Source organism: Frigoribacterium sp. UYMn621 (assembly GCF_040549525.1).
Lineage (GTDB): Bacteria > Actinomycetota > Actinomycetes > Actinomycetales > Microbacteriaceae > Lacisediminihabitans.
In genome coordinates, this window is sequence record NZ_JBEPTM010000013.1 from 36,844 (window position 1) to 52,252 (window position 15,409).

General features: G+C 68.3%; 18 protein-coding genes. 4 read left to right on the forward strand and 14 right to left on the reverse strand.

The features are described from left to right. Positions 1 to 4 precede the first annotated feature (4 nt). The 14 genes from ABIB54_RS15600 to ABIB54_RS15665 form a co-directional block, all read right to left on the reverse strand. Entirely contained in the window at positions 5 to 1,372 is a 1,368-nt protein-coding gene (locus ABIB54_RS15600) for a flagellar hook-length control protein FliK (protein WP_354576438.1), read from the reverse strand. Beyond that, on the reverse strand, positions 1,369 to 1,803 hold the full coding sequence (locus ABIB54_RS15605; protein ID WP_354576440.1) for a flagellar FliJ family protein: 435 nt from the start codon (positions 1,801 to 1,803) through the stop codon (positions 1,369 to 1,371). Before ABIB54_RS15605 ends, ABIB54_RS15600 begins: the two co-directional genes overlap by 4 nt. Beyond that, a complete protein-coding gene (locus ABIB54_RS15610; RefSeq protein ID WP_354576441.1) occupies positions 1,803 to 3,146 on the reverse strand; it encodes a FliI/YscN family ATPase in 1,344 nt (447 codons plus the stop codon). The genes ABIB54_RS15605 and ABIB54_RS15610 overlap by 1 nt, the downstream gene beginning before the upstream one ends. Continuing rightward, on the reverse strand, positions 3,143 to 3,748 hold the full coding sequence (locus tag ABIB54_RS15615; protein WP_354576442.1) for a FliH/SctL family protein: 606 nt from the start codon (positions 3,746 to 3,748) through the stop codon (positions 3,143 to 3,145). Before ABIB54_RS15615 ends, ABIB54_RS15610 begins: the two co-directional genes overlap by 4 nt. Next, on the reverse strand, positions 3,738 to 4,757 hold the full coding sequence (gene fliG, locus ABIB54_RS15620; protein ID WP_354576443.1) for a flagellar motor switch protein FliG: 1,020 nt from the start codon (positions 4,755 to 4,757) through the stop codon (positions 3,738 to 3,740). The genes ABIB54_RS15615 and fliG overlap by 11 nt, the downstream gene beginning before the upstream one ends. Further along, a complete protein-coding gene (gene fliF, locus ABIB54_RS15625; RefSeq protein ID WP_354576444.1) occupies positions 4,754 to 6,400 on the reverse strand; it encodes a flagellar basal-body MS-ring/collar protein FliF in 1,647 nt (548 codons plus the stop codon). Before fliF ends, fliG begins: the two co-directional genes overlap by 4 nt. Further along, a complete protein-coding gene (fliE, locus tag ABIB54_RS15630; protein ID WP_354576445.1) occupies positions 6,400 to 6,726 on the reverse strand; it encodes a flagellar hook-basal body complex protein FliE in 327 nt (108 codons plus the stop codon). Before fliE ends, fliF begins: the two co-directional genes overlap by 1 nt. Further along, positions 6,726 to 7,118: a flagellar basal body rod protein FlgC gene (locus tag ABIB54_RS15635; protein WP_185201976.1), complete on the reverse strand. Its 393-nt coding sequence runs from the start codon at positions 7,116 to 7,118 to the stop codon at positions 6,726 to 6,728. Before ABIB54_RS15635 ends, fliE begins: the two co-directional genes overlap by 1 nt. Then, positions 7,118 to 7,459: a flagellar basal body rod protein FlgB gene (locus tag ABIB54_RS15640; RefSeq protein ID WP_354576446.1), complete on the reverse strand. Its 342-nt coding sequence runs from the start codon at positions 7,457 to 7,459 to the stop codon at positions 7,118 to 7,120. The genes ABIB54_RS15635 and ABIB54_RS15640 overlap by 1 nt, the downstream gene beginning before the upstream one ends. Positions 7,460 to 7,586: 127 nt before the next feature. Further along, complete coding sequence (locus tag ABIB54_RS15645) at positions 7,587 to 7,922, reverse strand: hypothetical protein (RefSeq protein WP_354576447.1); 336 nt, start codon at positions 7,920 to 7,922, stop codon at positions 7,587 to 7,589. Continuing rightward, complete coding sequence (fliS, locus tag ABIB54_RS15650) at positions 7,915 to 8,343, reverse strand: flagellar export chaperone FliS (RefSeq protein ID WP_354576448.1); 429 nt, start codon at positions 8,341 to 8,343, stop codon at positions 7,915 to 7,917. The genes ABIB54_RS15645 and fliS overlap by 8 nt, the downstream gene beginning before the upstream one ends. 5 nt (positions 8,344 to 8,348) lie before the next feature. Continuing rightward, positions 8,349 to 9,746, reverse strand: a complete 1,398-nt coding sequence (gene fliD, locus ABIB54_RS15655) for a flagellar filament capping protein FliD (protein ID WP_354576449.1) — start codon at positions 9,744 to 9,746, stop codon at positions 8,349 to 8,351. Positions 9,747 to 9,884: 138 nt separating this feature from the next. Then, positions 9,885 to 10,718, reverse strand: coding sequence for a flagellin N-terminal helical domain-containing protein (locus ABIB54_RS15660; protein ID WP_354576450.1), 834 nt, complete (start codon positions 10,716 to 10,718; stop codon positions 9,885 to 9,887). A 117-nt stretch (positions 10,719 to 10,835) separates the two neighbouring features. Then, the gene (locus ABIB54_RS15665) at positions 10,836 to 11,678 is read right to left on the reverse strand and encodes a sigma-70 family RNA polymerase sigma factor (protein ID WP_354576451.1); all 843 of its coding nucleotides are present in this window, start codon (positions 11,676 to 11,678) and stop codon (positions 10,836 to 10,838) included. A gap of 469 nt (positions 11,679 to 12,147) precedes the next feature. On the opposite strand from ABIB54_RS15665, the gene ABIB54_RS15670 reads away from it, so the two are divergent. From ABIB54_RS15670 to ABIB54_RS15685, 4 genes are read left to right on the forward strand one after another with little or no spacing between them, the layout of a single operon-like run. Further along, positions 12,148 to 12,633: a flagellar protein FlgN gene (locus tag ABIB54_RS15670; protein ID WP_354576452.1), complete on the forward strand. Its 486-nt coding sequence runs from the start codon at positions 12,148 to 12,150 to the stop codon at positions 12,631 to 12,633. Between the two features lie 4 nt (positions 12,634 to 12,637). Then, a complete protein-coding gene (gene flgK, locus ABIB54_RS15675) occupies positions 12,638 to 14,065 on the forward strand; it encodes a flagellar hook-associated protein FlgK (protein WP_354576454.1) in 1,428 nt (475 codons plus the stop codon). 33 nt (positions 14,066 to 14,098) lie between these two features. Beyond that, positions 14,099 to 14,950 carry a flagellin N-terminal helical domain-containing protein gene (locus ABIB54_RS15680; RefSeq protein WP_354576455.1) on the forward strand — a complete coding sequence of 284 codons (852 nt, stop codon included), beginning with the start codon at positions 14,099 to 14,101 and terminating at the stop codon, positions 14,948 to 14,950. Beyond that, a complete protein-coding gene (locus tag ABIB54_RS15685) occupies positions 14,947 to 15,330 on the forward strand; it encodes a flagellar assembly protein FliW (protein WP_354576456.1) in 384 nt (127 codons plus the stop codon). The genes ABIB54_RS15680 and ABIB54_RS15685 overlap by 4 nt, the downstream gene beginning before the upstream one ends. Positions 15,331 to 15,409: the final 79 nt, after the last annotated feature.

Below are 15,409 nucleotides of genomic sequence, written 5' to 3' on the forward strand. Positions count from 1 at the left end.
CTTCCTATGCCATTACGTCGATGGATGAAGTGGGGTGGATGCCGGACCGCTCGGCCACGGCCTCGTCGGTGACGATTCCGGCGGGCACGACATAGGCGCGCTCCGGTCGGGGGGCGGCATCGCCGCGCCGATCGCCGGCATCGCTCGGCTGGTTCTGGGACGACAGGTCGAGGTTCGCCCCGACTCCGCCCGCGCTGAGGTCCTTGCGCAGGTCGGGAAGGATCGCGCGGATCGCATCCCGCCCCAGGTCCGTCGGCGCGAAGAGCTCGACCCGGATGCCCTCCGGGCTCACGTGTGCCCGCACCGTCACCGGACCGAGCGCATCCGGCGTGACGCTGAGGGTCATCATGTGCGAGCCGGGTCCGGCCGTGGCGAGGGTGAAGATCGGGCGGGCGAGCTGCGCGGTGAACGGGGTGTTCTGCGCCGGGGCGGGAGCTGCCGCGGGGCTCGGTGCAACGACGGCGTCCAGCCGCGGGGTGGTCGTGATGGGCTGCGCGAGAGAGAGCGGCGTCACCGCATCCGTCGCCGGTGCCGGCTTGGTGCGCGACCCCTGGGAGGCGGATGCTGCGGGGGCCGGCGCCGTCGGGGCGAGCGCGGGGGCGAGCGGGGACGGGGGCACGGCGACGGCCGGTGTCGTCGTCAGCGGAGCCGCCGCGACCGCGGTCGGCGCGGCGGAGGGTGCCGTCGGCGTTGCGGCCGGGGCATCCGCTGCCGGGCTGGCCGCTGCCAGGCCGGCCGTGGCCGAGAGCGGACTCGCGCCGACCGCGATCGGCGTGGCGGAGGATGCCGTCGGCGTGTCGCCCGCAGCATCCGTCACGGGACTCGCCGTGCGCTGCGCAATGCCGCTCGGCACGAGAGTGGGAAGCGCGCTCGACGGAGCCCCCGCGAGAGCCCCGGCGAGAGCGACCGTCACCGGCTGGTCGGCCGTGGGCGATGCCGGGTCGGAGGGGTCTTTCGAGGCGTCCTTCGCCGAAGTGGCGGGCGATACGGAGGCAGCCGACACGGAGGCAGCCGATACGGAGGCAGCCGACACGGAGGCAGCCGACACGGAGGCAGCCGACACGGAGGCAGGCGATACCGAGGCAGCCGATACCGAGGCGGCCGGGCCGGTCGGTGCCCCGGCGGCCGCGAGCACGGCCGGCGTTGCGGGCGAAGCCGGGGTGGGAGAGACGGCGGGCGCAGTCGCGACGACAGGAACGGCCGGCGTCGCGGAACCCGCCGCCGCGTCACGTGAGCCACCGGCAGATGCGTGGGCGGCCGTCGCATCGCACAGGACGGCGCCGAAACCGGCGCCCGAGTCGGGAGTCGAGTTGTTCGCACGGCCCTGAGGCGAAGCCGCCGAGGGGGAAGGGGCGAGGGCGATAAGGGTCATCCCGCGTCCACCTCTCGGGTGCGGTGCCAGCCGGTGGAGGAGATCTCGTCGAGCACGGCCTGCTCGGCGACGAGCATGCCGTCCGCGACGGCGTCGTCGAACCTGAGCTCGAGTTTCTCGAGCCCGATGGACCGCGCGCGGGCCGCGGTGAAGGCGGTGTTCGCGGCATCGAGCGAGGCGCGGTGATCGCAATCGAGCGCCTGGAGTTCCGCGAGCATGCTGCGCGAGGCGGCACGGGATGCCGCGACCGCGTAGAGCACCGCGGCGCTCGTGGCCTCACTGGAGGTCGCGCCGAGGGTGGATCGGGCCCGTCGCTGGCGCGCGGTGCCTTCCGCCACCCTGGCGTTGGCCGCCGAGAGGTCGATCGCGGCCTGGTCCTGTTGCACCTGGCGCAGCCGGAGGAGTCCGGCGAGTGGGAACGAGCGAGCCATCAGTTGCCCTCCAGGGTTCTGACGAGAGAAGTGAGCTGTGCCCACGCGTCGTCGGTGGTCGACTGCTGGCTGATCCTCTGCTGGAGAAACGCGTTGATCGACGATTCGTGGTCGACGGCGGCGTCGACGAGGGGATTCGCGCCGCGCTGGTAGGCGCCGACGTCGAGGAGGTCCTGAGCGGCGCGGCGAGCCGCGAGCGTCTTGCGAAGCACCTGGGCCGACTGCGTCTGTTCCGGCGAGATCAGCCGGGTGGCGACCCGGGAAATCGAGCCGAGCACGTCGATGGAGGGGAAGTGGCCGGCCACCGCGAGCTTGCGGTCGAGCACGACGTGGCCGTCGAGGAAGGATCGGGCCGCGTCCGCGATCGGCTCGTTGTGATCGTCGCCATCCACCAGCACGGTGTAGATGCCGGTGACGGATCCGATCTCGGCGGTCCCGGCCCGCTCGAGCAACTGCGCGAGAAGGGAGAAGGTCGACGGCGGGTACCCGCGGGTCGCCGGCGGTTCGCCGACGGAGAGTCCGATCTCGCGCTGGGCCATGGCCACGCGAGTGAGGGAGTCCATCATGAGCATGACATCCGCGCCCTGGTCCCGGAACGACTCCGCGATGCGGGTGGCCATGAAGGCGGCGCGCAGGCGCATCATCGCTGGCTCGTCGGAGGTCGAGACGACCACGATCGAGCGGGCGAGACCCTCAGCGCCGAGGTCGTCTTCGAGGAATTCGCGCACCTCACGGCCGCGCTCTCCCACCAGCGCGATCACCGAGACCTGGGCATCCGTGCCGCGCGCGATCATCGAGAGCAGCGAGGACTTGCCGACACCGGATCCGGCGAAGAGCCCCATGCGCTGGCCCTTGCCGATGGTCGTGAGGGTATCGAGCACGCGCACGCCGGTCTGCAGCGCGGTGTCGATGCGCGCGCGGTGCATCGCCGATGGGCTGTCGTTGTCGATGGAGACCAGCCGGGTGATGTCGAGCGGACCCTTGCCGTCGATGGGGCGGCCGAGGCCGTCGATCACGCGACCGAAGAGACCGTTGCCCGTCGGCACGAGCACGGGGAGTCCGCGCGAGCGGGCCGGGGCACCGGCGTTGACGCCGGTGAGGCGGCTGAGCGGCATGCAACGGATGCCCGAGGGCGTCGTGGCGATCACCTCGGCGTCGAGGAAACCGGTGCCACCGTCGGCGACACTGTCACCGACGCGCACGAGGTCGCCGATGGCGCAGTCCAGGCCGCTGATCTCCAGCCCGAGACCCACGATGGAGGAGACGACGCCAACGCGTTCCGGGCGGGCGGCGGCAAGAGCGGTGCGGAAGCGTTCGGCGTGCGGTCGCCAGGAGGTGCTCATGAGGTGTCTCCGAGCATGGCCGCGCGGGCGCGGGCCACCGCGGTTGCGATGCGGGCGTCGAGATAACCGAGCGGGAGGTCGGCGATGGCGTCGCCGCGGGCGATCGAGGCATCCGCGGTGAAGGAGACGCCCGAGGCGGCCCGCACGGCGTCGTCGAGCACGCCGAGGTCGAGCGGATTCATGCGGACGGTGGTGATGACCGCCGGGTCCACCACGGCGAGCGCCCGGGTGAGCGCCGCCCTCGCGGATCCTTCGCCGTCGGCGAGTTCGACGCCGATGATCGTCTCGGCGAGGTCGAGGGCGGATGCCGCGATCGCGTCTTGCGCGTCGGTCACGATGGGGAGCAGGCGGCTGTCGAGCGCACGCGCCGCAGCGGCGAGCACCGCAATCGCGCGGTCGGTGCGAGCGGCGTCGTGCAACAGTGCGGCGCGGTGTTCTGCGTCGAGAGCGGCCCGTTGCCCGGCGAGCTCTGCACCAGCGGCGCGGAGCCCGGCCGCGTAACCGGCGGCGTGCCCGGCGGCGCGGTTGTCGGCATCCGCCCTGTCCTGCTCCGGGGTGGCCGGCAGCGCCGGAAAGGTCATGGGAAAGAAGTCAAGCGACATATTCCTCTTCCTCTCCCCGCTGCAGGGTGATGACGCCGTCGGCCTCGAGGTTGCGGATCGCACGAACCACTTCTGCGCGGGCCTCTTCGACCTGGGTCATCTTCACCGGGCCGAGCGAGGCGATCTCGTCTTCGAGGATCTCGCGGTTGCGCTCGGAGATGTTGGCTCGGATGACCTCGACGAGGGCCTCGTCGGAGCCCTTCATCGCCACGGCGAGAATGCTCGAATCGATGCCGCGCAGCACCTGCTGAACGTCCTTACGGTCGAACTTCACGAGGTCGGCGAAGGTGAGCATGCGCGAACGCACCTCTTCGGCGAGGCTCGGGTCGAGCCCGTCGAGACCATCGAGCACGGAGCGTTCGGTCGAGACATCCGCGCGGTTGATCAGGTCGACCACGGCTTGCACTCCGCCGACGATCTCGACGGTGTCCCGCGAGGTGACGACGGCACTCGCCCGCACCTTGAGGGTGTCGGCGACCACTCGCACCGCTTCGGGGGTGGCGGTTCCCATCGTGGCGATGGCCTTGGCGACGTCGGTGCGGAGCCCGTCGTCGAGAGCGGCGAAGACCGGCGAGGCGTGGTCGGGACGCAGGTGCGCGAGCACGAGGGCGACGGTCTGCGGCAGTTCGCCGTCGAGCAGAGTGAGCAGCTGCCCGGTCTCGGCGGTATCGAGGAATTCGAAGGCCTTGCCCGCCATCGACGAGGCGACGCGGTTCATCACGCCGGCGGCCTTCTCCGCCCCGAAGGATGCCTCGAGCAGGCCGGCCGCGAACTCCCGGCCCCCGTGCGACTTGCGTCCGCCCTTCGTGGCGAGGTCGTGGAACTCGAGAATGGTGCGTTCGGAGACGATGGTGTCGACCCGACGCAGCCGGATGATCTCGGCGGCGATCTCCTCCGCCTCGGTCTCATTGAACTGTTTCATGACCGCGGCGGCGCGCGTCTGGTCCATGTTCATGAGCACGACGGCGACCTTCTGGGTGCCAGAGAGAGTCAGGATTGGTTCGTTCACGCCGGCTGCCGGTCTTCCATCAGGCCGCGAAGGATCTCCGCGGTACGCTCCGGGTCCTTGCCGGCGAGAGCGTCGATCTCCGCGCGCTTGCGCTCGGTGTCACCCGGTTCGATGAGGGGAACCTGCGTGTAGGTGAGCGCGGCCGGCGGCTCGGTGGCGGTGAGCGCGATCGGGCGGGTCTGGTCGCTCATCATGGCGCGGAGCTCCGCGAGCTCTGTCATCTCCTGCAGCTCGCGATCCTCCTGGCTGCGGCTCTTGAAGCGGCGCGAGATGAGGAAGAGGGCGATGATGATCGGCAGCGCGATGGCCAGGGCCGTGACGGCGGTGCGGATGAGGCCGGCCGTGCGGTCGGCACTCGCTGCGGCGTCGGCGGCGGCGAGCGCCTTCGTTGCGGCGGCGGCACCCGCGGTGTTGAAGGACACCAGTTCGATCGCGACCGAGTCACCGCGCGTCGTATCGATGCCGGCCGCCGCGTTGACGAGCGAGATCAGATTGGCCTTGTTGACCCCCGGGATCGCCTTGTTCACTGCGACCGAGACGGTCTGGCGGGTGATCGACCCCGCCGGGATGGTGGTCTGTTCGGTGACCTTGTTGATCGCGTTGTTCTTCGTGATCGAGGTCGCGCCGAGAGTGCCGGTGGTGCCGGTCGTGGTGCCGGCGGCCGGAGCCGTCGTGGAGGTGCCGCTCGGCACGGCGATGTTGTCCGGCCCGAGAATACCGGCCGCTCCGTTCACTCCGCTGCCGGAGCCCGTGCCGGTGCCGTCGTTCTGGGCCGACTCGCTGAGCGCTGGGGCGCCATCCGGGGTCGAGAATGTCTCGGCGGTGCGCTGGCCGGAGTTCTGGCTCACATCGGCCGCGACGACGACCGTTGCATTGCCCGGTCCGACCACCTTGTCGAGCATCGCCTGCACCGAGCCGCGTACGCGATCTTCGTAGTCCGAAGCCTGCTTCGAGCCGCTGCCGGCGACATCCACCCCCGCGGCCGAGAGCACGAGACCCTGGGCATCTACGACCGAGACATCGCTGGTCTTCATCCCGTCGATGGACGAGGAGGTGAGGTGCACGATCGCCTGCACCTGGTTGTCGTTGAGAGTCACGCCGTTGTCGGTCGCGATGAAGACGGATGCCGTCGGGTCGGTCTTCTCGGACACGAAGACGGTGTCCTTGGGGATCGCGAGCTGAACGGAGGCCGTCTTCACGCCCTTCATCGCTTGGATCGTGTTGGCGAGCTCGCCCTCGATCGCGCGCTTGTAGGTGACGTTCTGCTGGAACTCGGATGCCGTGACGCCCATTTTGTCGAGCAGCGAGTAGCCGCCCGTCGATGAGGAGGGAAGGCCGGCCGCCGCCGCCTTGAGTCGTTCCGCGTAGACGCTCTCCTCCGGCACCATGATCGTGCCGCCGCCGCCCGTGATCTCGTACTGCACGCCGTCGGTTCGGAGCTGCTCGACCAGGGAGTTCGCGTCGGTGCCGCTGAGGCCGGAGAAGAGCGGGCTCAACTGCGGACGGGTGACCCAGAACGAGAGGGCGGCGATCCCGAGCACGAGCACGGCGACACCGATGATCGCCACGGTGCGCTGCGCGATCGTGAACTCGCGGATGGTGTGGGTGAGTCGGCGGAGCACCGAACTGATCGGAGCGGGCATCAGGCTTGCATCCTCATGATTTCGTTGAACGCGTCGACACCCTTATTGCGCACGGCGGCCACGAGCTCGAGGGTCACCTGGGCTCGGGTCGAGGCGATCGTGGCGTTGTGGATGTCGGAGAGATTTCCCGTGACCGCCTGGATCGCGAGGGAGTTGGAGGTCGACTGCAGCTGCTGCAGGTTGTCGACGGCGCCGCCGAGCTCACTGGCGAAGCTCGTCGCGCTGGTGGCGTTGGTGCCGCTCGTCGAGGAGAGGGCGCTCGTGCCGGAGACGCCCGAGACGCCCGAAACCCCTGAGACGAGGGAGCCGATCGAGGAGATGTCCATCAGGAACGACCGATCTGCAGGGCGGCCTGGTAGGTCTCTTTCGCCCGGTCGACGACCGCCGCGTTGGCCTGGTAGCCGCGCTGAGCCATGATGAGCTGGCCCATCTGGGAGGCGAGATCGATGTCGGGGTACTTCACGTAGCCGTCCTTGTCAGCGAGAGGGTTGGCCGGCTCGTAGACGAGGCGACCGTCGGCGTTGCCGTAGGCGATCCCCTTCACGTAGGCGCCGCTGTTGCCCGCGCCCTCCTGAGCCTCGACATAGCGCGCCTGGAAGGCTGGCCCGCTCGTCGGCTTGACCGTGTTGATGTTGGCGAGGTTGTCGGAGACGGCGTCGAGCCACTTGCGGTGCAGGGTGAGGCCGGTGCCGGCGATACCGATCGCGTCGAAGGTCATCAGCTGCTCTTCAGGGCGGCGCGCATGGCCGAGAACTCGTTGCCGGCGGCCTGGGTCGCGAACTGGTAGCGCAGCACCGTGTCGACGTTCGACAGGGTCTCGGTGTCGAGGTTGACGTTGTTTCCGTCGATGAGGGTCGGCTCGAGCGAGCGCCTGGTCTGTGCCACCACGTGACCGTTGCCGTTTGCGACGGATTTCGCGAGAGCCGCCTCGAACACGACACGCTTGGCGTGGTAACCGGGCGTGTTGACGTTCGCGATGTTGTCAGCGATGGTGCGCTGGCGCAACGCCAGGCCATCGAGCGCGCTACCGAGCGCCGCAGAGGTGACGGATTCGAGCACAGCGGTTCCGTTTCGTCGTCAATGTACTGACGGCCGATCCGTGGCCTCGAGTCGGGCAATCCGTGCCCTCATCCACAGCTATCGGACGAGGCCGGTGCTCCGTTAGGCGCTGCTCCCGAAAGGGGGGTCAGCCCGTGACGTCGAGGTACGCCGCGGTTCCCGAAGACGAGCCCCTGGCGGGGATGCTGTCGAGCGCGGCGAGGTGACGGCCGGTCAGCAGCATCCGCTGTTCGAGCGCGTCGATGGCGAGCTTCTGGGCGCCGAGCAGGCTCGCCGCGCGAGATCTCAGTTCCTGCGGCAGCTCGCCGAGTTCATCGGGAAGAGTCCAGTTCGCGTGCGCCGCGTGGGTGAGCGCACCGTCGGAGGAATCGAGGTCGTGCTCCATCGTGGCGAGCACGTCGGCCCAGCCGTCATGCCGGGCGCGGTGCGCCGCATCCGGTCGGGGAGTGCCGAACTCAGGCAACGCCGAGCTCCCGCGACTCGCCGCGTGACACGGGCTCTGACACGGCGAGCTGGCTCGCGGCCTCGTGCCACGCTTCGCGCAGCGGGGAGAGCAGTTCGATGCTCTCGCGGATGGATGCCGCGTCCCGGCGCACGTTCGCGAGCACCAGGAGGTTGCGGCAGTAGTTGTACAGGGCGAGGAGCCCCTCGCCGCCGTCCCACAGCTCCACCTTGAGCGAGGAGGTGAGCTCGGCGACGATGGCCTGCGCGTGCAACAGGTTGGAGGAGGCCACCGCCCAGTTCTGCTCGCCATGCGCGATCGCCGCGCGGTCGAGGTCGAGCAGCAGTCGGTCGTAGAGCATGGTGAGCAGTCGCACGGGCGAGGCCGAGAGGATCGCGTCGTTCGTGTACTGCGAGCGCTGGGCGCTGAGAGTCATCGTCATGATGCCTATCCCGTCGAGGTCGAGGTGGAGGAGGAGAGCGAGGAGAGCTGGGAGCTGAGGGCGGCCGACTGGGCCTTCATGTTGCTGAGCAGCACTTCCATGGCCGAGTAGGTGCGCTGGAGGGTGCTCTTGCGGCTGGCGAGACGGATGTCCCAGGCCGAGACCTGGTCGCCGAGCGACTTCACCTGGGTCTGGTCGCCGGTGATCTTGTTGGTCAGCGTGCCGTCGTACTTGTCAGACGCCGCAGTCGCGGTCGCCGCGAGTCGGGTGGCGATGGTCTGCACGGCTGCCATGACCGTCGTCGGGTCCGCCGCGAGTGCGGCGCCGAACTTGTCCGCGTCGAAAGAGAGGGTGCCGGTGCTGCTGAGGATGATTCCGTATTCCGCCGGCGAGTGTCCGTTGATCGGAGCGCTCGCGGCATCCACGGTCTTCTGGCGGATGTTTCGGATGTCGCCGTCGCCGGCGAACACTCCCGCGGAGGTCGTGGACTTGCCGGAGGCATCCGTCGTCGTGGTGACCGCGGTCTGCGCGGCGATCAACACGAACGCGCTGCCGATCGCGTCGACGAGTCCCTTGGCCACGGCGGTGATCTTGCTGTCGTCGCGACTGACCGCGATGTTCACCGGGTCGGCCGACACCGCAGAGGCCGTGACGGTGACACCCGGCAGGAGGTCGGTGAAGGTGTTGCTCGCCGAGGTGATGACCTGCTCGGCGGGGGTGCCCTTCCAGAGGGTCACACTCGCGTCCTGGGCCGTCTTGATCACGGCGCCACCCGGCGCGGTCAGCACGTTTGTCGCGGTGCCGCCCGAGACATCGGCGGCGGTGCCCTGGTAGACGGTGAATGCCGAATCGGCCCCGGTCGTCTTGCTGGAGAACTGCAGACGGTAGAGCTTGTTGCCACCCGCATCCACACCCGAGGCGACCTTGGTGGCGATCACGCCCGCCGTCGACGAATTGATGGCGGAGGCCACGTCGTCGAGCGAGTTGGACGCCGGCGTTATCTCGAGCGGGGTTCCGGAGTGACCGACGATCGTGATGGTCGAGGGCGTCGGCCAGGCCGACATGGCGGCGGAGACGCCGACCTGAGCCTGAGCGAGGGCGCTGACGACCACCTGGAGCTCTCCGGCGCTGGCTCCCGTCGCCACCGCGACGGTGAGACCGGTGGTGGAGCTGGTGGCCGAGTAGAGGTCGAGGCTGCCGGCCTTCGCGGCAGTGGTCGCGGTGTCCGCGAGTGTCGCCATGCGGCTGTTGAGGCCCTGCAGTGCGGTGATGATGGTGGTGGTCTTAGAGACCTGGGCCTTGAGCAGGTCCTGGGGAGCCGCTTCCGCCGTCATGAGCTGGGTGATGAGGGAGGTGGTGTCGAGGCCGCTGGAGAGCCCGTCGAGGGAGATTCCCATGTCCATCCGTCCCTTCGTCTGGCGGTGGTCGATGATGCATCTGGTGGTGCGGTAAACGCCCGGCGGCCATCACGGTGAGAGGTCCAGTTCCCCTCGCGACAGCCACCGGGCGTTGCTTGTTACACGCCTGCTGAGCTATCCGATCTAGCGGAGAAGCTGCAGCACGCCCTGGTTGCCCTGGTTGGCCTGCGCGAGCATCGCGGTGCCGGCCTGGGACAGGATGTTGGAGCGCGTGTACTTGACCATCTCGGACGCCATGTCGGTGTCCGTGATGCGCGACTTCGCCGCCGTCAGGTTCTCGGTGGAGACGCTGAGGTTGCGGATGACGCTCTCGAAACGGTTCTGCTGCGCACCGAGGCTGGCACGAGCGGTCGAAACGGAGGTGATCTGCGTGTCGGCAGACGCAATCGACGCCAGCGCCGCAGTGCTGTCGGTGAAGGCCATCGCGTTGACTGCGGTGGCAATCGCGGCGACATCGGTGGTCTTAACATTGATCTGGTCGTTCGCCGCGACCGAACCCGCACCGATCTGGAACGTCAGGCCAGCAGTGGTCGCCGCGCCGGTCAGCAGCTGGGTGCCGTTGAAGTTGGCGGACGTGCTGATCCGGGTGAGCTCAGAGCCGAGTGCCGTGACCTCAGTCTGGATGGCGGTGCGTGAGTCTGCGTTGTTCGAGTCGTTACCGGACTGAACGGCGAGGTCACGAACGCGCTGCAGGATGGTCTGAACCTCGGAGAGCGAACCTTCAGCGGTCTGGATGACGCTGATGCCGTCCTGCGCGTTGCGGCTGGCGACCGTGAGGCCTCCGACCTGCGACTGCAGACCCTGGGAGATTGCGAGGCCAGCTGCGTCATCCGCGGCGTGGTTGATGCGAAGACCGCTGGAGAGCTTCTCGAGCGACTTTGCGAGATCGTTCTGCGTGTTGCTGAGGTTCCGGTACGAGTTGAGTGCCGAAATGTTGGTGTTGACCTGCATACCCATGATGTATTCCTCCGTGATGTTGGGTTATTCGAATCGGCCCATCCGTGGTCCGACACCTTCAGCTATCGGCTGCTCACGCTGGCGCGTTAGGAGCCGGGCTTAAATCTTTTGAGTTATTTAGGACGCGGCCGCGTTGCTCGACTGCGTCAGGGAAAGGTGGGAGAGCTCCGCCATCGCATAGCTGGCCACGCGGGCGAGGTAGGCGCTGCGGGCGGCGGGTGCGATGCGAGAGATCGGCTGGTAGGAGGCGTCGCTGCCGGTGGGCGCTTCGCCGGCGAAGTACGAATCGGAGTAGTGGGTCTCCAGCCCGTCGCGCAGCAGGCGGATCGCCTCGGCGCGCTGCTGGGAGACGGCGGAGTGGGTGATGCCCATCTCATCGGCGATCTCCTTGACCGTGCGGTCCTCGAAGTAGACCTGGCGCACGATGAGACGCATCTTCTCGGGAAGCGCCTCGACGGCGGCGGACAGGTAGTCGAGTCGCTCAGCAGAGAGGAGTGATTCCTCGGGGAGAGCGGTGTCGGCGATGAGGAACTCGGAGGTGGTGTCATCGAGCGGAGAGACGGTGCGGGCGGCATCCGTCAGGCCGGCGGTGACTTCACTGCGGTCGACCCCGAGGGAGGAGGCGATTTCGTCGACCGAGGGGGTGCGACCGAGTGCGGCGGTGAGGGTGTCCTTCACCGCGACGGTCTCCTTGATGCGGCGTCGAGCTCCGCGGCTCGCCCAGTCGCTCGAGCGCATCTCATCGGCGAACGCGCCGACGATCCGGCGGCGGGCGAAGGCACCGAAGGGGATTCCGAGAGTCGGGTCGAAGGCATCCGCCGACGTGATCAGGGCGACGGCGCCGGCCGAGGCGAGGTCGTCGCGGGACAGGTGAGTCGCCTTGGCCCAGACCTCGGAGACGAGGTAGCCCACCAGCGGAAGATTCTGCACAACGAGCGCGTTGCGTTCTGTCCTGTTCACGTGCCTTGCCCCCGGATGCGGTCCCAGTGATCGCGTTGCGGTCGGCGCCTCTTGCTCTAGATAAGAAGAGAACGCCTGCTAAAAAACGGACTGTTTTTCGGGTAAGGGTCGTGCGGGTGGAGCGGACGCTTCGGGTGATTGATCGGGTGTAGATCGAGTTCGGGGGTCGGATTCCCCGTCGATCTGAGGCGACTCTATCGGCGGCGAGTAACCCGTCCTGCCCCCCTTTTTAGTGGTATTTGCTCGATTTTTGTCCCCATTCCGGGGGCGAATGTACCCCGATCAAGTCGCCCGGTCCCCCTTATGGTGGACACGCCGAACGCTCAGCTCCGTGACTTAAGGGCGTTACCACTTACCTGCGGGATACCCTTGCCGATAGTTCATCTCGTCGAGCGAGGTGGAGAAAATGCAGTCGGTAGAACGAGCACGGGAGTCGTCCGCACTGGTGGGCGACCGAACGGGAGCCCGCATGAGCGCCAACGAACTCTCAGCCTGCCTGTGGCGGGAGCGAGAACTCCTCGACCTGCTCGCCTTCAAGCTCGAGGAGGAGCAGTTCCTGCTCACCACGGGCAAGTCGCGGTGGCTCCAGTACGCCACCCGCGAGGTCGAACAGGTGATGGAACGCCTTCGTGCCGCCGGCCTTGCCCGCTCGGTAGAGGCGGCCGTCGTCGCCGGCGAGTGGGGCGCACCCCAGAATGCGACCCTTCGCGAGCTCGTCGATACGGCACCGGATGGCCCGTGGGCGGACATCTTCACCGCGCACCTCAATGCGCTTACCGAGTACACCGAGCAGATCCGCGACCTTCGCGACCTCAACGAGCACTACCTGCGCACCGCCCTGCGTTTCATCCAGGAGGCGCAGGCCGATGGCAGCACCGAAAGCGGCACCTACGACGCGCACGGTGAATCCGGCGTCGCCAACCCCTCTGCCCAGATCTTCGACCTGAAACTGTGACCCCGTGAGCACCTTCAGCGGCCTGAATACGGCCTTCACCGGCCTCAACGCCGCTCGCCAGGGACTCGATGTGGTCGGGCAGAACATCGCCAACTCCGGCACCACGGGCTACACCCGCCAGCGCGTCAGCACGGCCGCGGCCGGATCTCTCACCCAGATCGGTCCTCTCGTGCTCTCCAACGCCCAGGTCGGCCAGGGCGTGACCGTCGACGGCATCGCGCGGCTCGGGGACGTGATCCTCGACGGGCGCGTGCGAAGCTCGGGCGCGACATCCGGCAACCTCGCCGTTCGCTCCAATGCACTCAGCAGCGTCGAAGCCTCCCTCAACGAGCCGAGCACCACCGGCATCTCCGCCCAGTTGAACGCCTTCTGGTCGGCGTGGGGGGATGTCTCGAACCGGCCCGGTGACGAGGCCCCCGCCGGCGTGCTGCTGCAGAAGGCGACCCAGCTCGCCGGGCAGATCGCGACCGGCTACTCCGCCGTCGATTCCACCTGGACGGATGTGCGCACCAAGCTCGACGGGATGGCGGCCGAACTCAACGATGCCGGCACCCGCGTCGCCGCCCTCAACGGCGCTATTCGCGACACTCTCGCCACGGGCGGATCCGTCAACGAGATGCTCGACCAGCGTTCCGCGCTCACCTCCTCGATCGCGGCGCTCACCGGCGGCACGGTACGCACCCTCCCCGACGGCACCGCCGAGGTGCTCGTGGGCGGCAATGCCCTCGTCTCGGGCGACGTGTTCCGATCCGTCACGGTCACCGGCAGCAATTCACTCGCCGGGGCGAGCGGCTCCCCCGTGACGCTGGAGTGGACCAACCGGCCCGGCCAGTCCGTCGCCGTCGAATCCGGCGAGATCGCCGGCTCCATCGCCATGCTCACCGCCGCGAACGGCACCGGCACCGGTGGCGCGATCGCCGAGGCTGCGGCGGGCTACAACGCGTTCGCCACCGCGCTGGCGACCACGGTCAACGCCGCCCACCAGGCCGGAGCGACCCCCTCCGGGGCCACCGGCCTCGACTTCTTCGCCATCTCGGCCACAGGTCCGGCGGCCCTCGGCCTGACGGTGGTTCCGACCGGTGCCGCCCAGGTCGCCAGCGGCGCACCGGGTGCCGGCGGCAACAACGGCTCGAACGCGGAGGCGATCTCGCAACTGGGATCGGCCCCCAATTCCCCCGACTCCGTCTGGACGGCGTTCGTCACGAAGATCGGCACCACGTCGAAGACGGCCCTCCAACAGGCCACTCTCGCCGACTCGGTGACCGCCGCGGCGACGGCCGCCCAGCTCGCGAACTCCTCCGTCGACCTCGACGAGGAGAACGTCAACATGCTGACTTTCCAGAAGGCCTACCAGGGCGCCGCCCGAGTCATGACGGCAGTCGACGAGATGCTCGACACCCTCATCAATCACACCGGAATAGTGGGGAGGTAAGTCATGGTCAATCGAGTGACAAGCCAGACCAGGATGGCGAACTCGCAGATCAACCTGCAGTCGGCCGCGGCCCTGCTGGCCAAGCTGCAGGACACGGCGACGAGCCTCAAGAAGATCACGACCCCCTCGGACGACCCGACCGGCACCGCCGACTCGATGCGCGTGCGTGCCGCCCAGAGTCAGACCGCCCAGTTCGGGCGCAATGCCGACGATGGAATGGGCTGGCTCGCCACCGTGGATGCCAGTCTCAGCGCCAGCACCGACATCATGCACCAGGTGCGCGATCTGACCGTGCAGGGTGCCAGCGACGGCTCACTCTCGCCGACGGCCAAGGAGGCTATCGCGACCGCTCTCGAAGGCCTCCGCACCGACCTGCTCGGCAAGGCCAACGCCACCTACCTCGGCCGCACCGTCTTCGCGGGCAGCTCTGATGCCGGAGTCGCCTTCCGCCCCGACCTGAGCTACACCGGCACCGGCTCATCGGTCGTCCGGCGCATCGACACCAACGCGACGGTCCAGGTGGATGCCGACGGGGCCGCCGCTTTCGGCACCGGCTCATCCTCCGCCTTCGCCCTCATCGACTCGATCGTCGCCGACCTGCGATCGGGCGTCAACGTGGGGCCGAGCCTCGGCGCCATCGACACCCGCATGACCGCAATGCTCAACACCCAGACCGCCGCCGGCGCTCGCCAGAACCAGATCACCGCAGCGAAGGATGCCATCGTGAGTAGGACCGGAAACCTCGAGGTGCAGCGCGCCGGGATCGAAGACGCAGACGTGGGAGAGATCGTGATCAAGCTCAAGCAGCAGGAGGTCACCTACCAGGCGGCCCTCGCCGTGACCGCGCGCACCCTGCAGCCCACTCTCATGGACTTCCTCCGATGAGTGCAGCGCTCGCTTTCGTCACCCCACCGGCCGGGCTCGCCCCGCTCACCCAGTTCACGCTCAACGAGGTCTCCGGGGCCGAGGGACTGTATTCGCTCCGTGCCGTCGAGAACACCGCCATCCGGCTCTTCGTGCTCGATGCCGCGGTCTATCTGCCCGACTACTCCCCCGAGATCTCCGACGAACACTGCCGGGCCATCGACCTGCACAGTGCCGAAGACGCCATGGTGCTCGTGGTCGCGAACCCCGGTGAGACCGGCACGCGAATGAACCTTCTCGCTCCGATCGTGGTCAATGTGCACACGGGTGCCTGCGCCCAGGTGATCCTCGACGACCAGGACTTTCCGCTGCAGGCGGAGTTCGCGGTGCGCTCGGCCTGATCCGTGCGGCATCGGTGCCGTGGCTTCCGCCTCCACTAGAGTGACGTGCATCGAGACCACCCGTCGTTCTCCCTAAGGG